The 16690-nt window shown below is 62.2% G+C and carries 14 protein-coding genes, 3 tRNA genes and 1 pseudogene; 11 read left to right on the top strand and 7 right to left on the bottom strand.

Annotated elements, in window-relative coordinates:
* Positions 1-130: 130 nt before the first annotated feature.
* Positions 131-1639: a DEAD/DEAH box helicase gene (locus GV829_RS09345; protein ID WP_169946075.1), complete on the bottom strand. Its 1509-nt coding sequence runs from the start codon at positions 1637-1639 to the stop codon at positions 131-133.
* 328 nt (positions 1640-1967) lie between these two features.
* Here GV829_RS09345 and GV829_RS09340 point away from each other — a divergent pair, with 328 nt between their 5' ends.
* The 3 genes from GV829_RS09340 to GV829_RS09330 all read left to right on the top strand — a co-directional run bounded on the left by GV829_RS09340 (position 1968) and on the right by GV829_RS09330 (position 5524).
* Entirely contained in the window at positions 1968-2741 is a 774-nt protein-coding gene (locus GV829_RS09340) for a type I restriction enzyme HsdR N-terminal domain-containing protein (RefSeq protein ID WP_169946073.1), read from the top strand.
* A 430-nt stretch (positions 2742-3171) separates the two neighbouring features.
* On the top strand, positions 3172-4605 hold the full coding sequence (locus GV829_RS09335) for an FAD-binding oxidoreductase (protein WP_169946071.1): 1434 nt from the start codon (positions 3172-3174) through the stop codon (positions 4603-4605).
* A 142-nt stretch (positions 4606-4747) separates the two neighbouring features.
* Positions 4748-5524: a SapC family protein gene (locus GV829_RS09330; protein WP_169946069.1), complete on the top strand. Its 777-nt coding sequence runs from the start codon at positions 4748-4750 to the stop codon at positions 5522-5524.
* Positions 5525-5758: 234 nt separating this feature from the next.
* Here GV829_RS09330 and GV829_RS09325 read toward each other — a convergent pair whose 3' ends face one another.
* Positions 5759-6628: an N-formylglutamate amidohydrolase gene (locus tag GV829_RS09325; RefSeq protein WP_169946067.1), complete on the bottom strand. Its 870-nt coding sequence runs from the start codon at positions 6626-6628 to the stop codon at positions 5759-5761.
* Positions 6629-6762: 134 nt separating this feature from the next.
* Here GV829_RS09325 and cpdR point away from each other — a divergent pair, with 134 nt between their 5' ends.
* The 4 genes from cpdR (at position 6763) to GV829_RS09305 (ending at position 9888) form a co-directional block, all read left to right on the top strand.
* Complete coding sequence (gene cpdR / locus GV829_RS09320) at positions 6763-7140, top strand: cell cycle two-component system response regulator CpdR (RefSeq protein ID WP_169946065.1); 378 nt, start codon at positions 6763-6765, stop codon at positions 7138-7140.
* A gap of 83 nt (positions 7141-7223) precedes the next feature.
* Positions 7224-7298 (top strand) — tRNA-Val (locus tag GV829_RS09315).
* Between the two features lie 77 nt (positions 7299-7375).
* On the top strand, positions 7376-8719 hold the full coding sequence (locus GV829_RS09310; protein ID WP_169946063.1) for an ABC1 kinase family protein: 1344 nt from the start codon (positions 7376-7378) through the stop codon (positions 8717-8719).
* 86 nt (positions 8720-8805) lie between these two features.
* A complete protein-coding gene (locus GV829_RS09305) occupies positions 8806-9888 on the top strand; it encodes an NADH:flavin oxidoreductase (RefSeq protein WP_246202808.1) in 1083 nt (360 codons plus the stop codon).
* Between the two features lie 16 nt (positions 9889-9904).
* Here the strand turns inward: GV829_RS09305 and GV829_RS09300 are convergent.
* Positions 9905-9979, bottom strand: a tRNA-Thr gene (locus GV829_RS09300).
* Between the two features lie 154 nt (positions 9980-10133).
* Here GV829_RS09300 and GV829_RS09295 point away from each other — a divergent pair.
* Complete coding sequence (locus tag GV829_RS09295; protein ID WP_169946061.1) at positions 10134-10280, top strand: hypothetical protein; 147 nt, start codon at positions 10134-10136, stop codon at positions 10278-10280.
* 6 nt (positions 10281-10286) lie between these two features.
* Here the strand turns inward: GV829_RS09295 and GV829_RS09290 are convergent, their stop codons facing one another.
* Entirely contained in the window at positions 10287-11429 is a 1143-nt protein-coding gene (locus GV829_RS09290) for a peptidylprolyl isomerase (protein WP_425505410.1), read from the bottom strand.
* Between the two features lie 91 nt (positions 11430-11520).
* On the opposite strand from GV829_RS09290, the gene GV829_RS09285 reads away from it, so the two are divergent.
* Positions 11521-11611: transfer RNA gene (locus tag GV829_RS09285), tRNA-Ser, on the top strand.
* A gap of 321 nt (positions 11612-11932) precedes the next feature.
* Entirely contained in the window at positions 11933-12454 is a 522-nt protein-coding gene (locus tag GV829_RS09280) for a helix-turn-helix domain-containing protein (RefSeq protein ID WP_169946059.1), read from the top strand.
* On the opposite strand, the gene GV829_RS09275 is transcribed toward GV829_RS09280, so the two are convergent.
* Positions 12379-14031, bottom strand: coding sequence for a cation:proton antiporter domain-containing protein (locus GV829_RS09275; protein WP_160772929.1), 1653 nt, complete (start codon positions 14029-14031; stop codon positions 12379-12381). The genes GV829_RS09280 and GV829_RS09275 overlap by 76 nt on opposite strands.
* A gap of 539 nt (positions 14032-14570) precedes the next feature.
* Between GV829_RS09275 and GV829_RS09270 the strand changes: the two are divergent.
* Positions 14571-14768, top strand: a pseudogene (locus tag GV829_RS09270) (IS6 family transposase); the annotation flags it as partial.
* Between the two features lie 112 nt (positions 14769-14880).
* On the opposite strand, the gene GV829_RS09265 reads toward GV829_RS09270, so the two are convergent.
* A complete protein-coding gene (locus tag GV829_RS09265) occupies positions 14881-15714 on the bottom strand; it encodes a Coq4 family protein (RefSeq protein WP_246202807.1) in 834 nt (277 codons plus the stop codon).
* The gene (locus GV829_RS09260) at positions 15711-16652 is read right to left on the bottom strand and encodes an alpha/beta hydrolase (RefSeq protein WP_246202805.1); all 942 of its coding nucleotides are present in this window, start codon (positions 16650-16652) and stop codon (positions 15711-15713) included. Before GV829_RS09260 ends, GV829_RS09265 begins: the two co-directional genes overlap by 4 nt.
* Positions 16653-16690: the final 38 nt, after the last annotated feature.

Raw genomic sequence — 16690 nt, 5'->3', positions numbered from 1 at the left:
GTTAGCCGCTTCGGTTGGCGCCACCCACCCTCACCCGGCTTCGCCTAGGCTCGCTGCGCTCACCAAGTCTTCGCATCCCTCTCCCGCCAGCGGGAGAGGGAAAAAGGGGCTGGCCTTGCGGGGCTGAGCCTCAGCTGCCGGTGCCGAAGCTGGCGCTCAAAAAGCCGGGGACGGGGCCGTTCCAGGCGCCGTCTTCCTCGGCATCCTGTTGCTGGTAGCGCGGCGGGCGCGGAGCCTCACGCTCGGGCTCGCGGCCCTCGTCACGGCGCGAACGGCCACGCGGCGCGGGGGCGTCGCCCTCATCACGCTCGGCCCTCGCCTCACGCCGGGGGGCCTTTTCGGCCTTGGCCGGCTTCTCTGCCTTCTCCGCCTTTGCAGGCTTGGCTGGCTTGGCCGCTTCAGCCTTGGCCTCGTCCGCCTTGGCCCTGCCGGGGCGCTTGCGGCCCTTGCGAGCCTCCGGAGACGCCTCCGCAGCCTCCTCGGCAGCCGCTTCCACCGGTGCCGCAGCCCGCGAAGCACCGCCGCTGAACGCATCGCTCCAGGGGATCTGGGTGCCGATCAGCTTCTGCACATTGTCGATCGCCTCGGCATCCTTGGCGGTGACGAGCGTATAGGCATGGCCCTTGGCCCCCGCGCGGCCGGTGCGGCCGATGCGGTGGACATAATCGTCGGGGTGCCAGGGCGTGTCATAGTTGATGACGTGCGACACACCCTTCACGTCGATGCCGCGCGCCGCGACGTCGGAGGCGACGAGCACGTTGATGCTGCCCGACTTGAACCGGTCAAGCTCGGCAATGCGGCTCGACTGGTCCATGTCGCCATGGATTTCGCCCGAGGCAAAACCGTCGCGCTTCAGGCTCTTGGCGAGATCCCGCACCATCGTCTTGCGGTTGCAGAAGATGATGGTCGACATATCATCTTCGCTGCGCAGGATGCGGCGGACGACATCGCCCTTCTTGCGCTCATCAACCTTGATCAGCGCCTGGGTGATGTTGAGGTTGGCGCTCGCCGGGCGGGCGACCTCGATCGATTTGGGGTTCGACAGGAATTTGTCGGCCAGCTTCTTGATCGGCGGCGGCATGGTCGCGGAAAAGAGCAGGGTCTGCCGGTCGTTGGGCAGCTTGGTGCAGATTTCCTCGATATCGGGGATGAAGCCCATGTCGAGCATGCGGTCGGCTTCGTCGATGACGAGCAGCTTGCAGTCATTGAGCATGATCTTGCCGCGCTGGAACAGGTCCATCAGGCGGCCCGGCGTGGCGATGAGCACGTCAACGCCCTTTTCGAGCGCCTTGACCTGATCCCCCATCTGTACGCCACCAATCAGCAGCGCCATCGAAAGCTTGTGATATTTGCCATATTTTTCAAAGTTTTCAGCGACCTGTGCGGCAAGTTCACGGGTCGGTTCGAGGATCAGGCTGCGCGGCATGCGGGCACGAGCGCGGCCTTCGGCCAAAATGTCGATCATGGGGAGCACAAAGCTCGCCGTCTTGCCGGTGCCCGTCTGGGCAATGGCAATCAGGTCACGCATCATCTGCACCTGGGGGATGGCCGCCGCCTGGATGGGCGTCGGTTCGCTATAGCCCGCTTCGGTAACGGCGCGCAGCAATTCGTCGGAAAGGCCGAGATCGGCAAAATTCATGCAATGGATGTCCGGATAATGGGGGCGGCCGCTTGTGTTCGCCAGCTCTGCCCCACGCTTTCGCGCGACTAGGCGGGATAGGGGTGAAAAGTCAAGGGATTTGGTGGGGTAGAAGATCGCAGCGGTCTGCGAACGCCACCCTGAGCCAGTCGATTCTACTCAGGTCACTATTGGCGCAAGCCCAATACATCAACACGAGTTTGCGGCTTAGCAGTCTTGAATATCTTGAGGAGAAGTGGCAGCCTGATTTCAATTAGCTTTTAGGATCAGAATTGAGGCTTGCCTTTTGATCGGGCGCTTGGCCTCAATAAAATAAGGCTAGGACCAAATGAATTTAAAAATTTCCAAAAAAACCCAGGATCGCTTGGTTGCTGGCCTCAAAAAATATCAACCCATCGTCCGAAAATTGGCTGAGCGCGACATATCCGAAGCGGACACTGTAACAGTGATCAAGGATATGCTGACGGATATATTTGGATATGACAAATATACTGAATTAACTAGCGAACAGCAAATTCGAGGAACATTCTGTGATCTGGCCATTCGAGTGGACGGGAAAATTCAATATTTGGCCGAAGTTAAATCGGCAGGCACTACACTCAATGACAATCATTTGCGTCAAGCGGTGAATTATGGAGCCCACCAAGGCATTGAATGGATTTTGCTAACAAACGGCATAATATGGAAAGTGTACAGGATTAAATTTGGCCAACCTATTGATTGGGAAGAGGTATATTGCTTTGATATGGGCACCCTATCGTCGAGGTCAGCTGATGATCTTGCTAAGTTGGCGATGCTGTGCCGTGAGAGTTTGTCTACTGACGCTTTGGAATTCTTTCACCGACAAGCGCAAATCATCAATCGTTACGTGGTAGCTGAACTGCTTTTATCGGATGCTGTGGCTGCTACGCTCAGGAAGGAACTGCGTCGCCTGTTCGATGTCAAAGTAACTGACGACGAACTGCGTATCCTGCTGGCTAATGACGTAATCAAGCGCGATACATTAGATGGTGATCCTCCCAAAGTAGCCAAATCGCTGATCAAAAAGGCAACCTCTTCCTTGGCGAAAAGATCAGCAAAGGCCGCTGAATCAGGATCATGATGCCTCAGAATGAAAGGCATTCAGCTTCGAGGCTTTCAACATCATTCAGAACAGAGAGCGCAAAAGAATCAACCTGCCCCCGGTAGCCCTAGGCCCCGGCTTTCACCGGGGTGACAGTCTGGATGCTGCCTTGCCGGTTGGCGCGGCTCTGGTGGTGAGTCTTGGGCCATGGGTCCCCGGTCGGGCCGGGGACGCGGTGGGTTCTGGTTGACGGGATAAGCACCCACCCCCGGCCTCTCTCTTGGCAAGGGTGGGGGTCTGCCAGACACCCTCACCAAGGTCTGCTAGCCGGTAAACCGGCAAGCTTCCCTATCCTCTCCCGCAAGCGGGAGAGGGCATTCGCGTCCGGGCTATCGCACCCCTGCCCCTCCCTTTGAAGGGCCGGGGAGGGTTTGACACTCGCTGCCCTTTCGCGGCAGGACCCTTTGCCATGACCCAGCCTTCGCCTGCCCTGCTTGCTGACCTTGCCGCCCTGTTGGGGCCAAAGGGGTTCACGACCGATGCCGATGTGATGGCGCCATGGCTGAGCGATTGGCGCGGGCGGGTGCATGGGGCGGCGGCGGCCTTGCTGTCACCTGCCTCGACCGCCGAGGTGCAGGCGGTGGTGCGGCTGTGTGCGGCGGCGGGGGCGCGGCTGACGCTGCAAGGGGGGAACAGCGGGCAGTGCGCCGGGGCGACGCCTGATGCCAGCGGCGAGGCGCTGTTGCTCTCGCTGCGGCGGATGAATGCGGTGCGAGCGATTGACCGTGACGCCATGCTGATGATGGCCGATGCCGGGGTGATCCTGCAGCATGCGCATGAGGCGGCGGTGGCGACAGGCTTGCGCTTTCCGCTGACGCTGGGCGGCAAGGGATCGGCGACTTTGGGCGGCCTCGTTTCGACCAATGCGGGCGGCACGCAGGTGCTGCGCCACGGGACGATGCGCGCGCTGACGGCGGGGCTGGAGGTGGTGCTGGCCGATGGCAGTGTGCTCGACATGATGGTGCCGCTGGCCAAGGACAATCAGGGGCCGGACCCCAAGCAGATGTTCATCGGTGCCGAAGGGGTGCTGGGCATTGTGACGGGTGTGACCTTGCGGCTGGTGCCCGATGTGGCGATGCGCGCGGTCGGCTGGCTGACGGTGGAGACGCCGAGCGATGCGCTGGCGGCGCTGAGGCGGATGGAGCCGGTGCTGGGCAATGCGCTCGAGGGGTTCGAGATTTTGCCGCAGCGCGCGCTCGACAATGTGGTCGCGCATGTGCCGGGAACGCGGGCGCCGGTCGAGACGCCGGGACCGTGGCATGTGCTGGTCGAGCTGGTCGCGGCGGAGGGCGAGGATGATCCCGCGCCACGGCTGGAGGCGGCGCTGGGCGGCCTGATCGAGGCGGGCGTGGCGAGCGATGCGATGCTGGCGGGGAGCGAGGCGCAGGCCGATATGCTGTGGCGCATCCGCGACGCGATATCAGAGGCGGAGCGCGCGATCGGCCCGGCGATGCAGCATGACATCAGCGTGCCGGTGGCGCGGATGCCGGCCTATATCGAGACGGTGCCGGGCGAGCTGACGGCGGCCTTTCCCGGCGTCATCCCGCTGGCGTTCGGCCATCTGGGGGACGGCAATGTCCATTTCCACGTCCGCCCGCCGCTGGGAAGCGATGCGAATGCGTGGATCGCCGAGCATGGCGCGGCGGTAAGCGACCATGTCTATCGCGCGGCGGTGGCGATGGGTGGCTCGATCAGCGCCGAACATGGCATCGGCCGGGTCAAGCGGGAGTCACTCGCGGCGCTGGGCGACCCGGTGCGGATCGGCCTGGTGCGGGCGATGAAGGCGGCGCTGGACCCCAAGGGGATGCTCAACCCCGGTGTGTTGCTGCCCGACAACGGCTGAGCGCAAAAGCGACGTCATTGCGGTGGCGTGACGAGGTGCGGACAAGCCGCATCTTGCGCGGGCGCGAGGGAAGCCATAAAGGCCGAGGCCATGCGGGTCGATTGCGGCCCTGTTGCCCTGTCTTCTCGTATGGAGTTTCGTGATGGCCACTGCGCCCAACCTGCCGATGTTCTACAATGACCTGGTTCCGCTGTCGACGAACCAGCATGCCGACTGGAAGCTCCAGACGCAGGACAAGGCCCCGTTCCTTGCCAAGACGCACGCCGTGCCGATCACCATCGACGAGTTCATCCCTTCGTCGCGCTTTTTCCCGATCATCTTTTCGGCGGGCAGCAATTCGGTGCCGCTGGGCCTGATGGGCCTGAACGAAGGCGTGAACATCTTTGTCGATGACGCCGGTTCGCTGATCAACCCCATCTATGTCCCGGCCTATGTCCGCCGCTATCCGTTCATGCTGGCGCGGCTGCGCCCGGATGCGCAGGAACTGTCGCTGTGCTTTGACCCGACCGCACCGGGCATTGGCGCCGATGTCGAAGGGCAGGCCCTGTTCGACGGCACCGAAGCATCGCAGGTGACCAAGGATATCCTGGGTTTCTGTGAACAGTTTGAACAGGCCGGCGCCCGCACCCAGGCATTCATGGAAGAGCTGGAAAAGCTCGACATCCTGATGGACGGTGAAGTCGCGATCCAGGCCGATGGTCAGGAACAGCCCTATGTCTATCGCGGTTTCCGCATGGTCGATGAAGAAAAGCTCAAGGACCTGCGCGGCGACACCCTGCGTAAGATCTCGCAGAATGGCATGTTGCCGCTGCTTCACGCGCACCTCTTCTCACTGGCACTGATGAAGGACATCTTTGCCGTGCAGGCCCAGACAGGTCGCGTGCCGACCCAGAATCCGGCGATACAGCCGGTCGTCTGATCGACAATTTGCCGTCTGTTTCCGCATGACGGCGGGAATAGTCGGAACCATTGCCAACTATTTTGGGCAGGGTGGCCCGCAGTGCTTGAAACTGCCGCTGCCCTGCCCTACTTTATTGATGTCACTGCTGGTCGGCTTCCCCCCTTTCCGACGCAGTGGCGACACCCCCAGCGGGTGTCTCCTCCCTGGACCCTGGCCGCCTCGCACTTCATGTGCGGGGCGGTTTTTTTGGTGCTATTCGGCGGCAGCCGGCCAGTCCCTGGCGCTACCCACCGACGCGGAGGCGGCCCGCGCCATGGCCAGCAGCAGTCGCGCAACCCTTTCGGTTCCAGCCGGTTCAGGCTGTTGGCCGGCCCCCAGATAGAGCCCGCGGTCGAACTCAAGCTGGATGGCATCCACACCGGCTGCGGGGCGGCCATGCAGGCTGATGCCATGGGCCCCGGCATAGGGGGCGTTGCGGGCGACCCTGAGCCCCTGACCCTCCCCCAGTGCCAGCAGCGACTCGACAAGCCGCGAAGAGGCGGTGAGGCCATAGCGATCCCCCAGCACCATCTGGGGCACGCCGCCTGGCTGGGTCGGCATGGAGTGGAGATCGAACAACAGCGCCCGGCCAAAGCGGCTCCGGGCACTGTCCAGCAAAGCGGCGACGCGCTGATGCCAGGGGCGGTGGACCGTCGCAATCCGCCGGTCAAGCTCCGCCTTGCTGATGCGGCCGCGCCACAACTCGCCATGCGGGTGGAGCCGCGCCGGAACGAGACCCAATCCCGCCCGGACGCGCTGGTTGGGCGTCGCCGGCGGCAGGGCATCGGAGACAATCTGGCAGTCCCATTCATCCTCCGCCCGGTTGAGGTCGATCAGCGCCCGGGCCGTGTTGGCGACAAGCACGGTAAAGCCCGCCGCCGCCGCCGCACTAGCCAGCACATCGGCGTGGCGATCCTCCAGCCGCTGAAGAACGGACAGCGGCACCCGCGCCTGTTCGATCAGAAAGGGCGGATAGTGCCGGCCAGCATGGGGCACTGTGATGATCACCGGCAACAGCGGCTCGGCAGGGCCGACCAGCGAGAAGGGCGCTCCGTCGGCGCTGGCGGGCACATGACCATTCATCCTGACCAACCCAAAAGCACGACGGACCGATTCGCGCCAAATCCATGGCTAGAAATAATTAAGCTGCCTGGTCTATGGGGTAACCCAGCAAGGGCGCGGACCACGCCTGTCGAAACCATATCGGGAACCAACTGATGATCCGCATCCTGCTCGCCGAAGATGATGAGGCAATGCGCAGCTATCTGGCACGGGCGTTGCAGCGCAACGGATATGATGTGACCACCGCCGCCACCGGGCGCGAGGCGCTGGAACTGGTGGAATCAGGCACGTTCGACCTGTTGCTGACCGACATTGTCATGCCCGAGATGGACGGGATCGAGCTGGCCCAAAAGGCGCAGGCGCTGAGCCCGGCGCCCAAGGTGATGTTCATCACCGGCTTTGCCGCCGTGGCGCTGCAGGCCAATGACGCGGTGCCCGACGCCCGCCTGCTCTCCAAGCCGTTCCACCTCAAGGATCTGGTCGCCCAGGTCGATGCCATGTTCGGTGGCGCAGGCCAGGCCGGCAACGGCTGAAGCAGAGCAAAAAAGAGCGGCGGGCGCGCGAATAGCGACTTGCCAAGCGGCGCGACCGGCCTTAGGGGAGCGCTTCCAAGCGTGGGCGTATAGCTCAGTGGTAGAGCACTGTGTTGACATCGCAGGGGTCGCAAGTTCAATCCTTGCTACGCCCACCATTTATTCAAAAGCCCGTCAGGTCGCCCTGGCGGGCTTTTTGATTGACCCGGCCGCTACCTTCTGTTGAGCGCGGGGCATGAGTGATGACAGCCCCCCGGATGATGGACCCAGCAATGCGCGCAGTCGTGCCGTGCCGAGCGGGCGCTTGTCGCGCCTGTCGACCTTTGGCCGGTTGGCTGGCGGGGTGGCTGGGGGGATGCTGGCCGAGGGGGCGCGGCGGCTGGCGGCGGGGGAGCGGCCGCGGATTGACCAGCTGATCCTGACGCCAGGCAATGCCGCGCGGGTGGCCGACCGATTGTCCCACCTGCGCGGGGCGGCGATGAAGCTGGGGCAGATGATTTCGATGGACGCGGGCGACATGTTGCCGCCCGAGCTGGCGACCATCCTCGCCCGGCTGCGCAACCAGGCCTATCGCATGCCACCACCGCAGCTCGACAAACTGTTGCGGGTCGAATGGGGCGCGGACTGGCGGCGGCGGTTCCGCCAATTTGAGGCGAGCCCGATTGCTGCCGCGTCGATCGGCCAGGTGCATCGCGCCACATTGCCTGACGGGCGGCGGCTGGCAATCAAGGTGCAATATCCCGGCGTGCGGGAGAGCATCGACGCCGATGTCGACAATGTCGCGACGTTGCTGCGCGTATCAAACCTGTTGCCGGCCAGCCTTGATTTGCAGCCGCTGCTGGATGAGGCCAAGCGTCAACTGGCCGAGGAGGCCGATTATGAGCGCGAGGGCGGGCAGATGCAGGCCTATGCCGCGCGGCTGGCCGGGGACGGGCGCTATGTCGTGCCGGGGCTCGAGCCGTCACTGACGACGAGCCGGGTGCTGGCGATGGATTTCGTCGAAGGGCGGCCGATAGAGACGCTGACCGAGGCGACACAGGACGAACGCGACCGGGTGATGACGGCGCTGGTTGAACTGGTGCTGCGCGAATTGTTCGCATTCGGCACGATGCAGACCGATCCCAATTTCGCCAATTACCGCTGGCAACCGGAGAGTGGCCGCATCGTCCTGCTCGATTTCGGCGCGACGCGGGCGGTGCCAGCGGCGACGGCTGGTGCCTATCGCAGCCTGATCGAGGCGGGGCTGGCGCGCGACCTTGACCGGGTGCGCGACAATGCAGTGGCGGCGGGGTTCATCGGCGCGGCGGCGGCACGCAACCATGGCGCGGCCATCGCCCGGATCATTGCGGCGATTGATGCGGCGATGCACCGGTCGGGCCCGTTTGACTTTGGCGACCGGGCCTTTGTCCCCGTGATCCGCGAAGAGGCCAAGGCGATGATCGCCGACCGGGCGACCTGGCATGTGCCCGACGTCGAGACCCTGTTTGTCCAGCGCAAGGTGAGCGGCACTGCGTTGCTGGCGGCAAGGCTGAAGGCGCGGGTCGATGTGCGGGGACTTGCAGGCGCTGCCATCTCCTGACGCCGAGACCTGTTGCCAGTCACAGGGTGCCGGCGCGCGGGAGGCTTCATAGAAGCTTGGCAACAGATGTGAGGGGAGAGTGACGCGTGACGACTTTGGGTGATGGGCTGCGCTTTGACCGTGGCCCGGCGATGGGCAACCGGATGATGCTGGCGCCGCTGACCAATTTCCAGAGCCATGAGGATGGCACGCTGTCCGATGATGAGTATCGTTGGCTGACCAAGCGGGCCGAGGGCGGGTTCGGCCTGACGATGACCTGTGCGGCGCATGTGCAGGAGAGCGGCAAGGCCTTTTCCGGGCAGCTCGGCATCTGGAACGACAGCCATATCGAAGGACTGAAGCGGCTGGCGGACGGCATCCACGCGGCGGGCAGCACATCGAGCGTGCAGATCCACCATGGCGGCGAGCGGGCGGTGCGCGAGCTGAATGGCGGTGACCTGGTGGCGCCGTGGGATGGCGGCGAGTTTGGCGCGCGGGCGCTGACCACCGACGAGGTCAAGGCGGCGCGCGACGCCTATGTCGCGGCGGCGGTGCGGGCGGAAAAGGCGGGCTTTCACGGCGTCGAGATTCACGGCGCGCATGGTTACCTGCTCTGCGAATTCCTCAATGTGGAACAGAACAGGCGCGAGGATGGCTATGGCAGTGACTATGCCGGGCGCACGCGCATCATTCGTGAGGTGATCGACGGGATCAGGGCGTCCACTGGCAAGGATTTCCAGCTGGGCCTGCGCCTCTCCCCCGAACGCTTTGGCGTCGACATTGGCGAGACACGACAGTTCGCGCAGGACCTGATGACCGGCGGGCAACTCGACTATCTCGACATGTCGCTGTGGGACTGTTTCAAGGAACCGATTGACGAGGGGCACAAGGGCAAGCCGCTGATCGACTGGTTCACCGGGCTGGAGCGCGGCACCTGCCGGCTGGGCGTGGCGGGCAAGCTGATGGGTGCGGAGAAGGCGCAGGCCTGCCTCGACCATGGCGCGGACTTTGTGCTGATCGGGCGCGGGGCGATATTGCACCATGACTGGCCGAAAAAGGCGCTGGCCGACGCGGGCTTTGCCGCGACGCCGCTGCCGGTATCCCGCGCCTATCTGGAAAGTGAATTTCTGGGGCCCGCGTTCGTCAACTATATGGCAACGGGCTGGCCCAATTTCGTCTCGGATCGCTGAGGCGGGAGGGAGAAAATGGTGCTGCTGGCGAGGATTGAACTCGCGGCCTCTCCCTTACCAAGGGAGTGCTCTACCACTGAGCTACAGCAGCAACCGGACCCGGCAAGGCAAAGCCATCTGCGGGGCAGGCGCGGCCTATGGCTGGCGGCTCGCGGCCTGTCAAGGCATGGCAGCGGGGGATGTGCAACATTTGCTGGGAACGCGGGACTTGCGCGGGCGGGCCGTGAGGTTCTAGGCAGCGGGTGATGAGCAACAGCACCCCACCCAAGCCGCCAACCGAAGCCGAACGTCGCGCCCAGCGGCTGGCCGAACAATTGCGCACCAACCTGCGCCGGAGGAAGGCACAGGCGCGGGCGATGGGTGAGAAAGATGCGGGCGACGGCGGGGCGTGAGGCCGCTCAGCCGCCGGCCCTGACCCGGCGGACCGGGACCGGGATGTTGCAAACATCCGCCCCGCCTGCGGGAATGTTGAAGAAAGGATCGCGGCGGTTGGCCCGCGCCTCGGCATAGCGGGCGAAGCTGGCGCTTTCGGTTGAGAGATATTCCATGCGCGGTTGCTCGGCATCAGGCAGTTCGCTGGCAAGGCGGATGGATGTTATGGTGGTGCGCTCTTGGGGCGTTTCATAGAAACCCAGCGGGCCGGTGCCGCGTGGCAGCGAGGAGAGATGCTCGATCCCCTCGACCACCCGGCCGACCAGCGCGATGTTGCGGTCGAGATGGCGCGGGGCGTGGCCGATGACAGTGTAGAGTTCCGCGCCTGAACCGGTGTCGGGCGACATGTTGCGGCCGACGCCGACCATGCCGTAGCAGTGGACGGGGGCATAATTGCCGGGGGTGCCTTCGCGCGCCGTCATGCTGAGCGGCCATCCCCTGAAGAAGTGGAAAGACCCGCCATAATTGTCCCAGCCGAAAACGGGCATGCGCCGCGACGTCAATTGCCCATCAGGGCCCATCAATTGCTGCATTCCCTCGCGTGACTGGAACAGTTCGTAGAATTGCCGCCAAAAGGATGTTGTTTCGTCAAGAATACCAGTCTCGACGGCGACACTTTGCGGGACCGCATAGTCAGCCTCACCCATCACCCTGAGCCCTGCTGGCAGCGCCCGCGCCTTGGCCGGGTCCTCGCCATCGGGATCACCCCATTGCGCCACATAATTGTCCTGCACACGGGTGACGGCGAGGCCATCCCACCAATGCGCGGCGGCGAGTGTGCGGATGTTCGCGACCCAGCCCTGGCTGAACGGTGCGGGCATCAACTGGATGATGACGCGGCGTTCCCCTGTGCGACCTGCACCGCCACGCGGATCCGGCGCCAGCGTCATGACGAGGAGGTCGGAGGCGGGGATCGCCACCCAGTCGGTTGCGGGGGCGGCGGCAACAATCTCCGACGGAGCGGGATGGGCCGGTGGTGTTGCTGTCGGGGCGACAGGGGCTAATGCACCCTGCCCCATCGCAGGACCGGCAGTCAGCGCAAGGGCGGCCAGAGCGGCGCTCGACAGGATGGCGGCAAGGGGACGGCGGAGTGTGAATGCGTCGGTCATAGGCGACAGACTGTGCCAGTCGCCGCAATGATGCAAGGGCGCTTGCCAGCCCGCCCGCATCCCGCTAGTGCCGCGCCTTCCAGAGCAATGCGGAGCGGTGGCCGAGTGGTCGAAGGCGCTCGCCTGGAAAGTGAGTATACGTCAAAAGCGTATCGAGGGTTCGAATCCCTCCCGCTCCGCCAACGCACCGAGTTGCGAAACAAACTGTCTCCCTTGACCATGGTCGGTGGGCACGTCTTCTTAAAAACCTCTGATTTTGCGTCGTTTTTTGGGAGAATAGCTCTCCACTGCCGCTTAGTCACCCACAGGCCGTGAGTTGCAAAAACCGACCGCCTACCGAGAGCATCACGAACTCTATCACCTACCAGAAAACCTAAAGCCGCAGAAAACAGCCATTTTCACCGACCGAACCCCTTCTTTCGAGGTTCGGTCGTCATGATGTTCTCGCTGTCTGCGACGACCTAGGCCACTGGCGTAGTTCGGATCAAAAATGGCAGGTAACGATGCAGCACCATAGAAAGCCCAGAAAAGAGCTCAATGTTACAGTCACTTTCCTGGAGGCAGACAACACAAGCGCCCGCAGACACCATGGGAACATACCATCAGTCGACGTGACAGCGATCAGGCAACGGACCGGCTTATCTCAGAACGACTTCGCCGCCAGCATTGGTGTTCCGGAAGGCACGCTTGTAAGCTGGGAACAAGGTCGCCGGCAGCCGTCGGGGGCGGCCAAGGTGTTACTCGCCCTGCTGGCGAAGAAGCCCAATCTCGTGATGGAGCTTTATCCTGTGGCGCAGCCGAGGGTCAGATGGGCGCCGGGGTGCCCAGACCCCAACACCATGACCGCAGAAGAAAGGTTGGCAGACGTAGGGCAAATCCTAGCTATCGGCATTTTACGAATGCGGACTAACCCAAGCCGGCAGGCCCGTTCGCATGAAGTTCAGTCCTCTCAGGCTGACCGTAAGGAGGCCGCTAACGAGAGCATTCGGTCTGCAATCTCACGCTCGCCCAAAACAACATTATGAGCACCATGCTTCTGCAAATGCTGCACTTCCGCGTCCGAATGCGCTCTTGCGATTACGATTGCCCGATTGTTCAGCGCTCGGCCGTGCTCGGCGATACTGCCCGCCTCAAACCCCTCAGGAATTGCAATCACCAGTTTGCTGGCATGTCGGATTCCAGCTTCTTCCAAGACATTGGGATCAGATGCATTGCCCACGATAACCACAAAACCATCAGCCTCGGCCTTCCGAGCAATATCCTCCTGATCTTCAATGATGACGATCGCGCGGCCTGCATTGCGGGTACCGGCAGCAACAAGCTGCCCCACGGCTCCATACCCCACCAGTACCAAATGCTCGCGCCGATCTGTTTCCCGTTTTTCCTCTAATGCAACTGCATGCGCAGCCGCAGCTTGACCTGCTTTGACCATGGATCCGGCTGCGATCGAGAAAATAAAGGGATTTGCAACGATCGAGATGATCGCCCCGCCTAGTATCAGATCACGCGCCTCAGCCGGTATAAGACCAAGGCCGGTGCCAAGGCTTGCGAGAATGAAGGAGAACTCGCCAATCTGCGCGAGGCTCGCAGAAACCACCAGCGCCGTCCGGTTTGGATGGCGAAAGGCCCTGACGATAAAATAGGCGGCAACTGACTTCCCCACCAGAATGATGGCCACCGTTGCCAATAGCGGCAAAGGCTGGTCAATCACCACCGCCGGATTGAAAAGCATGCCTACCGAGACGAAAAAAAGCACCGCAAAGGCATCGCGTAGCGGGAGAGTCTCCTCGGCCGCGCGCTTGCTCAGCGTTGTTTCGCCGAGGATCATACCAGCAAAGAACGCGCCGAGCGCGAATGACACCTCGAAAATGAAGGCGGCGCCGAAGGCGACACCTAGCGCAATTGATAGGACAGCGAGACGGAACAGTTCGCGCGAACCGGAATGGGCCGCCCAGTGCAGCACCCAAGGGATCAACCTTTTGCCCGCCAGCAGCATGACCGCGATAAAGCCCACGACTTTCAGTACCGCTTCACCAAGCGTGTAGACCACCGTGCTCGTGGTTACCCCGCCCCCACTCATGATATTGGCCAGGACTGGAAGCAGCACGATCGCCAGGACCATCACGACGTCTTCAACGATCAGCCAGCCCACAGCAATGCGGCCCTGCTGGGTGTCGACCAGCTTGTGTCCCTGCAGCGCCCTTAACAGAACGACGGTGCTGGCCACTGACAACGACAAGCCAAAAACTAGACCGGTAACAACACTCCATCCCAGTGAGATGGCCAAAGCAGCGCCGAGCGCAGTTGCGACGGCTATCTGTACGATAGCACCGGGTACGGCGATGTTTTTGACTGCCAACAGGTCTCGCAGCGAGAAATGGAGACCAACCCCGAACATGAGAAGAATTACGCCAAGCTCGGCTAATTCATTGGCAAGTCCCGAATCGGCCACGAAACCCGGAGTGAACGGACCGATAAGCACACCCGCAAGAAGGTAACCAACGAGCGGTGAAATCCTGAGCCGATGCGCGAGGGCACCCATCACGAATGCTACGACAAGTCCGGCAACTATTGTTCCGATGAGTGGCGTGTGATGAGGCATAACGTCCTTATTATCAGCGGTGATGTCCGGTTTGGCTCATCTCCGGAGGATAATAGGAGGGATTTGCATCGGAATCCACTGCGGGCCACGAGAGCGGGGTTTCAGTATCAAAGCCACTGTCGAACTTGACGCATCGTGAAAGCGCAAGGGCTTGAACCAGGTACGCTCAACCAGCGGACTGCCTGGAGGAATCTAAATTTATCATTGTGATACAATGTATTATTCGAAAGAGAGTTCGTCCGCAGAATCTTTCCCACCGCCAGCCACCCCCAGCACCCGTCTCCGTCTGACACCGGCCCTTTGAGGGCCGCGACTGCGGGCGCGTTGACGCGTCCAAACCCTACCGCCGGCCAAAACAGCGGAGAATTTGTGCCCGTTCGGGATCCCACCGTGGCCCCTTGTCTCCGCTCGTACAGGGGCCGGTTGGGTTTGGCTGATTTTCCCTGTTTTGATGCAATAACAGGGAATGCGATTGGGGGGTTCTGTCCGAGCAATTGCACCGGCTAGGCGGGATGGGTGAGAGCCGGTAGCTTCGGCCGATGCCCAGACCCCGCAAGCCCGCTAATCCCTTCCGCTATTTCAACTCGTCGCCTGAGGTGATCCGCCTCGTGGTGATGATGTATGTCCGGTTTCCCCTGTCGCTGCGGAACGTCGAGGACCTGCTGTTTGAGCGCGGGATCGACATCTGCCACGAGAAGTTGCGCTTCTGGTGGAACCGCTTTGGTCCAATGTTCGCGAGATTTTCGACAGCTACGTCAAAAGACACGGGGCGAGAAAGCTGCATCTCCCTGTCCCATCCTTGACCAGCAGAGACTGGTTGGAGCTACGCCGACAGCACCTCGGCCAGCCCTATGCTCTCAGCCCGCCCCAGATCCGGCCTTCGGCTTCCGTATCCAGATCGAGAGCTCCGTGAACCCCCAGTTTCCTGCGCGCTTCATCGAGTGGGGTGTGCCAATAGTCCTCCATCTTCGCCATCCAAAACGGCTCCGAATTGCGTCCGATGGCTATGCCCTGCTCAATGCATTTCAGAGCGGCTCCCCAGGTTTCCGGATAGTGCAGCACGGTACGGAGCAGATACCGCGTGGTGCCCAAGATGCCCATCACGTTCATCTCCCCGGCCAGTTCTTTGTTCTGGATATGCTGGTCGATGGTCGCGAGGCGGAACCAGTAGGGCAGCAGCTCGCCGATATAGTTGAAGCCACCTCCGGTCAAAATATGTTCGTAATCATGCGTTTGACCGGCACGCAGGGAATAATATTGCCATTGGGTTTGCGGCTGGAAGTTGGGAACGATTTGCAGCTCGTAATTGCCCTCGGTCGCCGCCTGATAATAGATGCCGCCGACGGTACCGGGCGCGCAGTCCCGAAGGTCGTCGATGGTGTAATCAGAACAAAACCATTCATTGAACCATTGATCCAGAGCCGGATTGACTCTGCGTTCCTCTCTGAACAGCTCTTCTATGCGACCAAAGTCCCTGAGATCCTGAAGGATCTGGATCAGCTCATACATTTCGGCTGCCGGTGGATAATCGGCGCCATTTTTCTTGAGTGCAATCTTGGCAACCCAGTCGCGCAATCTCGGCTCGTTCAGATATTTTGAGGAGGAGACCAATATGGACGAGTCCGTGCCAAGCAACTGCACACCGCGCGCGAGATAGGGGGTGTCACTGGTATCCATCGTCATCTCTTCCTGCTCCCATTGTCCAAACCCGCCGCAACCGGACCGTCACAAAGGGCTGTGCGCAAGGCCGAGGCCGCCGCCGAAACAGCTTCATCCGCCAAGGGCACCATGCCAACCATGCTTGCAAATCCGTGGATGCCGCCGGGATAGGAATGAAGAGCGACCGCGACGCCAGCCGCCTCCATCTTTGCCGCAAAGGCCGCCGCTTCATCATGGAGCGGGTCATTGCCGGCAACGACGATTGTAGCAGGCGCAACATACGGGCTGATCGGGCCAGCCAAGGGCGATGCGCGCTGGTCGCTGGCCAGAGCCTCACCGACTCGGTCCGGTGCATATTGATCCCAATACCAGCGCATCTGCCGGGCACTTAGGAAACCTGGAAACTCGGTCTGAAACGACGGTGTCGAGCAGCTTGCATCCAAGGCCGGATAAAAAAGCAGCTGATGGCATATGGCCAGATCTCCGGCGAGCGACTGGGCCGCGGCAGCCGCAAGGTTGCCGCCGGCACTGTCTCCTGCCACGGCCATCCGGCCCGCGTCGATGCCCAACCTCGCGGCCTCGCTCTTTGCCCACGCAATGGCCGCCAGCGCATCGTCATAGGCAGCGGGGAACGGATGTTCGGGCGCCAGCCGGTAGCCGATGGACAACACAGCGCACCGGGTCTCATTGGCCAGAGTGGCGGCAAGCCTGTCATGCGTGTCCAGAGTGCCATGGACCCATCCACCGCCATGGAAGAACAGTATCAGCGGCAGCACCTGATCTGGCTCGGGATGGTACAGACGCGCTGGAAGCTGACGCCCTTCGCACCCGATGGCAAGATCACAGCGCTCTGCAATATCAACCGCAGGCCCCGGAATGGGCACGTCCAGAAAGGCGCGCAAACTGGCCGGCTCCAAAGGGTCTGGCAATGCAAAGCCGGCTTGCGCCATAGTGTCCAGCATGGCTTGCAAGTGAGGATCAATCATAAGGGACTCCCGGT

The organism is Sphingomonas lacunae (assembly GCF_012979535.1).
GTDB classification, from domain to species: domain Bacteria; phylum Pseudomonadota; class Alphaproteobacteria; order Sphingomonadales; family Sphingomonadaceae; genus Sphingopyxis; species Sphingopyxis lacunae.
Note: the sequence above shows the minus strand (reverse complement) of the source record. Positions and strands in the feature narration are given on the sequence as shown.

Excerpts from the sequence above, each read along its gene's own strand:
- GV829_RS09260 (WP_246202805.1), bottom strand. The coding sequence starts at position 16,652 with ATGCTGGACACTATGGCGCAAGCCGGCTTTGCATTGCCAGACCCTTTG.
- GV829_RS09330 (WP_169946069.1), top strand. The coding sequence starts at position 4,748 with ATGGCCACTGCGCCCAACCTGCCGATGTTCTACAATGACCTGGTTCCG.
- GV829_RS09290 (WP_425505410.1), bottom strand. The coding sequence starts at position 11,429 with ATGACCGACGCATTCACACTCCGCCGTCCCCTTGCCGCCATCCTGTCG.
- GV829_RS09325 (WP_169946067.1), bottom strand. The coding sequence starts at position 6,628 with ATGAATGGTCATGTGCCCGCCAGCGCCGACGGAGCGCCCTTCTCGCTG.
- GV829_RS09310 (WP_169946063.1), top strand. The coding sequence starts at position 7,376 with ATGAGTGATGACAGCCCCCCGGATGATGGACCCAGCAATGCGCGCAGT.
- GV829_RS09275 (WP_160772929.1), bottom strand. The coding sequence starts at position 14,031 with ATGCCTCATCACACGCCACTCATCGGAACAATAGTTGCCGGACTTGTC.
- GV829_RS09295 (WP_169946061.1), top strand. The coding sequence starts at position 10,134 with ATGAGCAACAGCACCCCACCCAAGCCGCCAACCGAAGCCGAACGTCGC.
- GV829_RS09345 (WP_169946075.1), bottom strand. The coding sequence starts at position 1,639 with ATGAATTTTGCCGATCTCGGCCTTTCCGACGAATTGCTGCGCGCCGTT.
- GV829_RS09280 (WP_169946059.1), top strand. The coding sequence starts at position 11,933 with ATGCAGCACCATAGAAAGCCCAGAAAAGAGCTCAATGTTACAGTCACT.
- GV829_RS09340 (WP_169946073.1), top strand. The coding sequence starts at position 1,968 with ATGAATTTAAAAATTTCCAAAAAAACCCAGGATCGCTTGGTTGCTGGC.
- cpdR (WP_169946065.1), top strand. The coding sequence starts at position 6,763 with ATGATCCGCATCCTGCTCGCCGAAGATGATGAGGCAATGCGCAGCTAT.
- GV829_RS09335 (WP_169946071.1), top strand. The coding sequence starts at position 3,172 with ATGACCCAGCCTTCGCCTGCCCTGCTTGCTGACCTTGCCGCCCTGTTG.
- GV829_RS09265 (WP_246202807.1), bottom strand. The coding sequence starts at position 15,714 with ATGACGATGGATACCAGTGACACCCCCTATCTCGCGCGCGGTGTGCAG.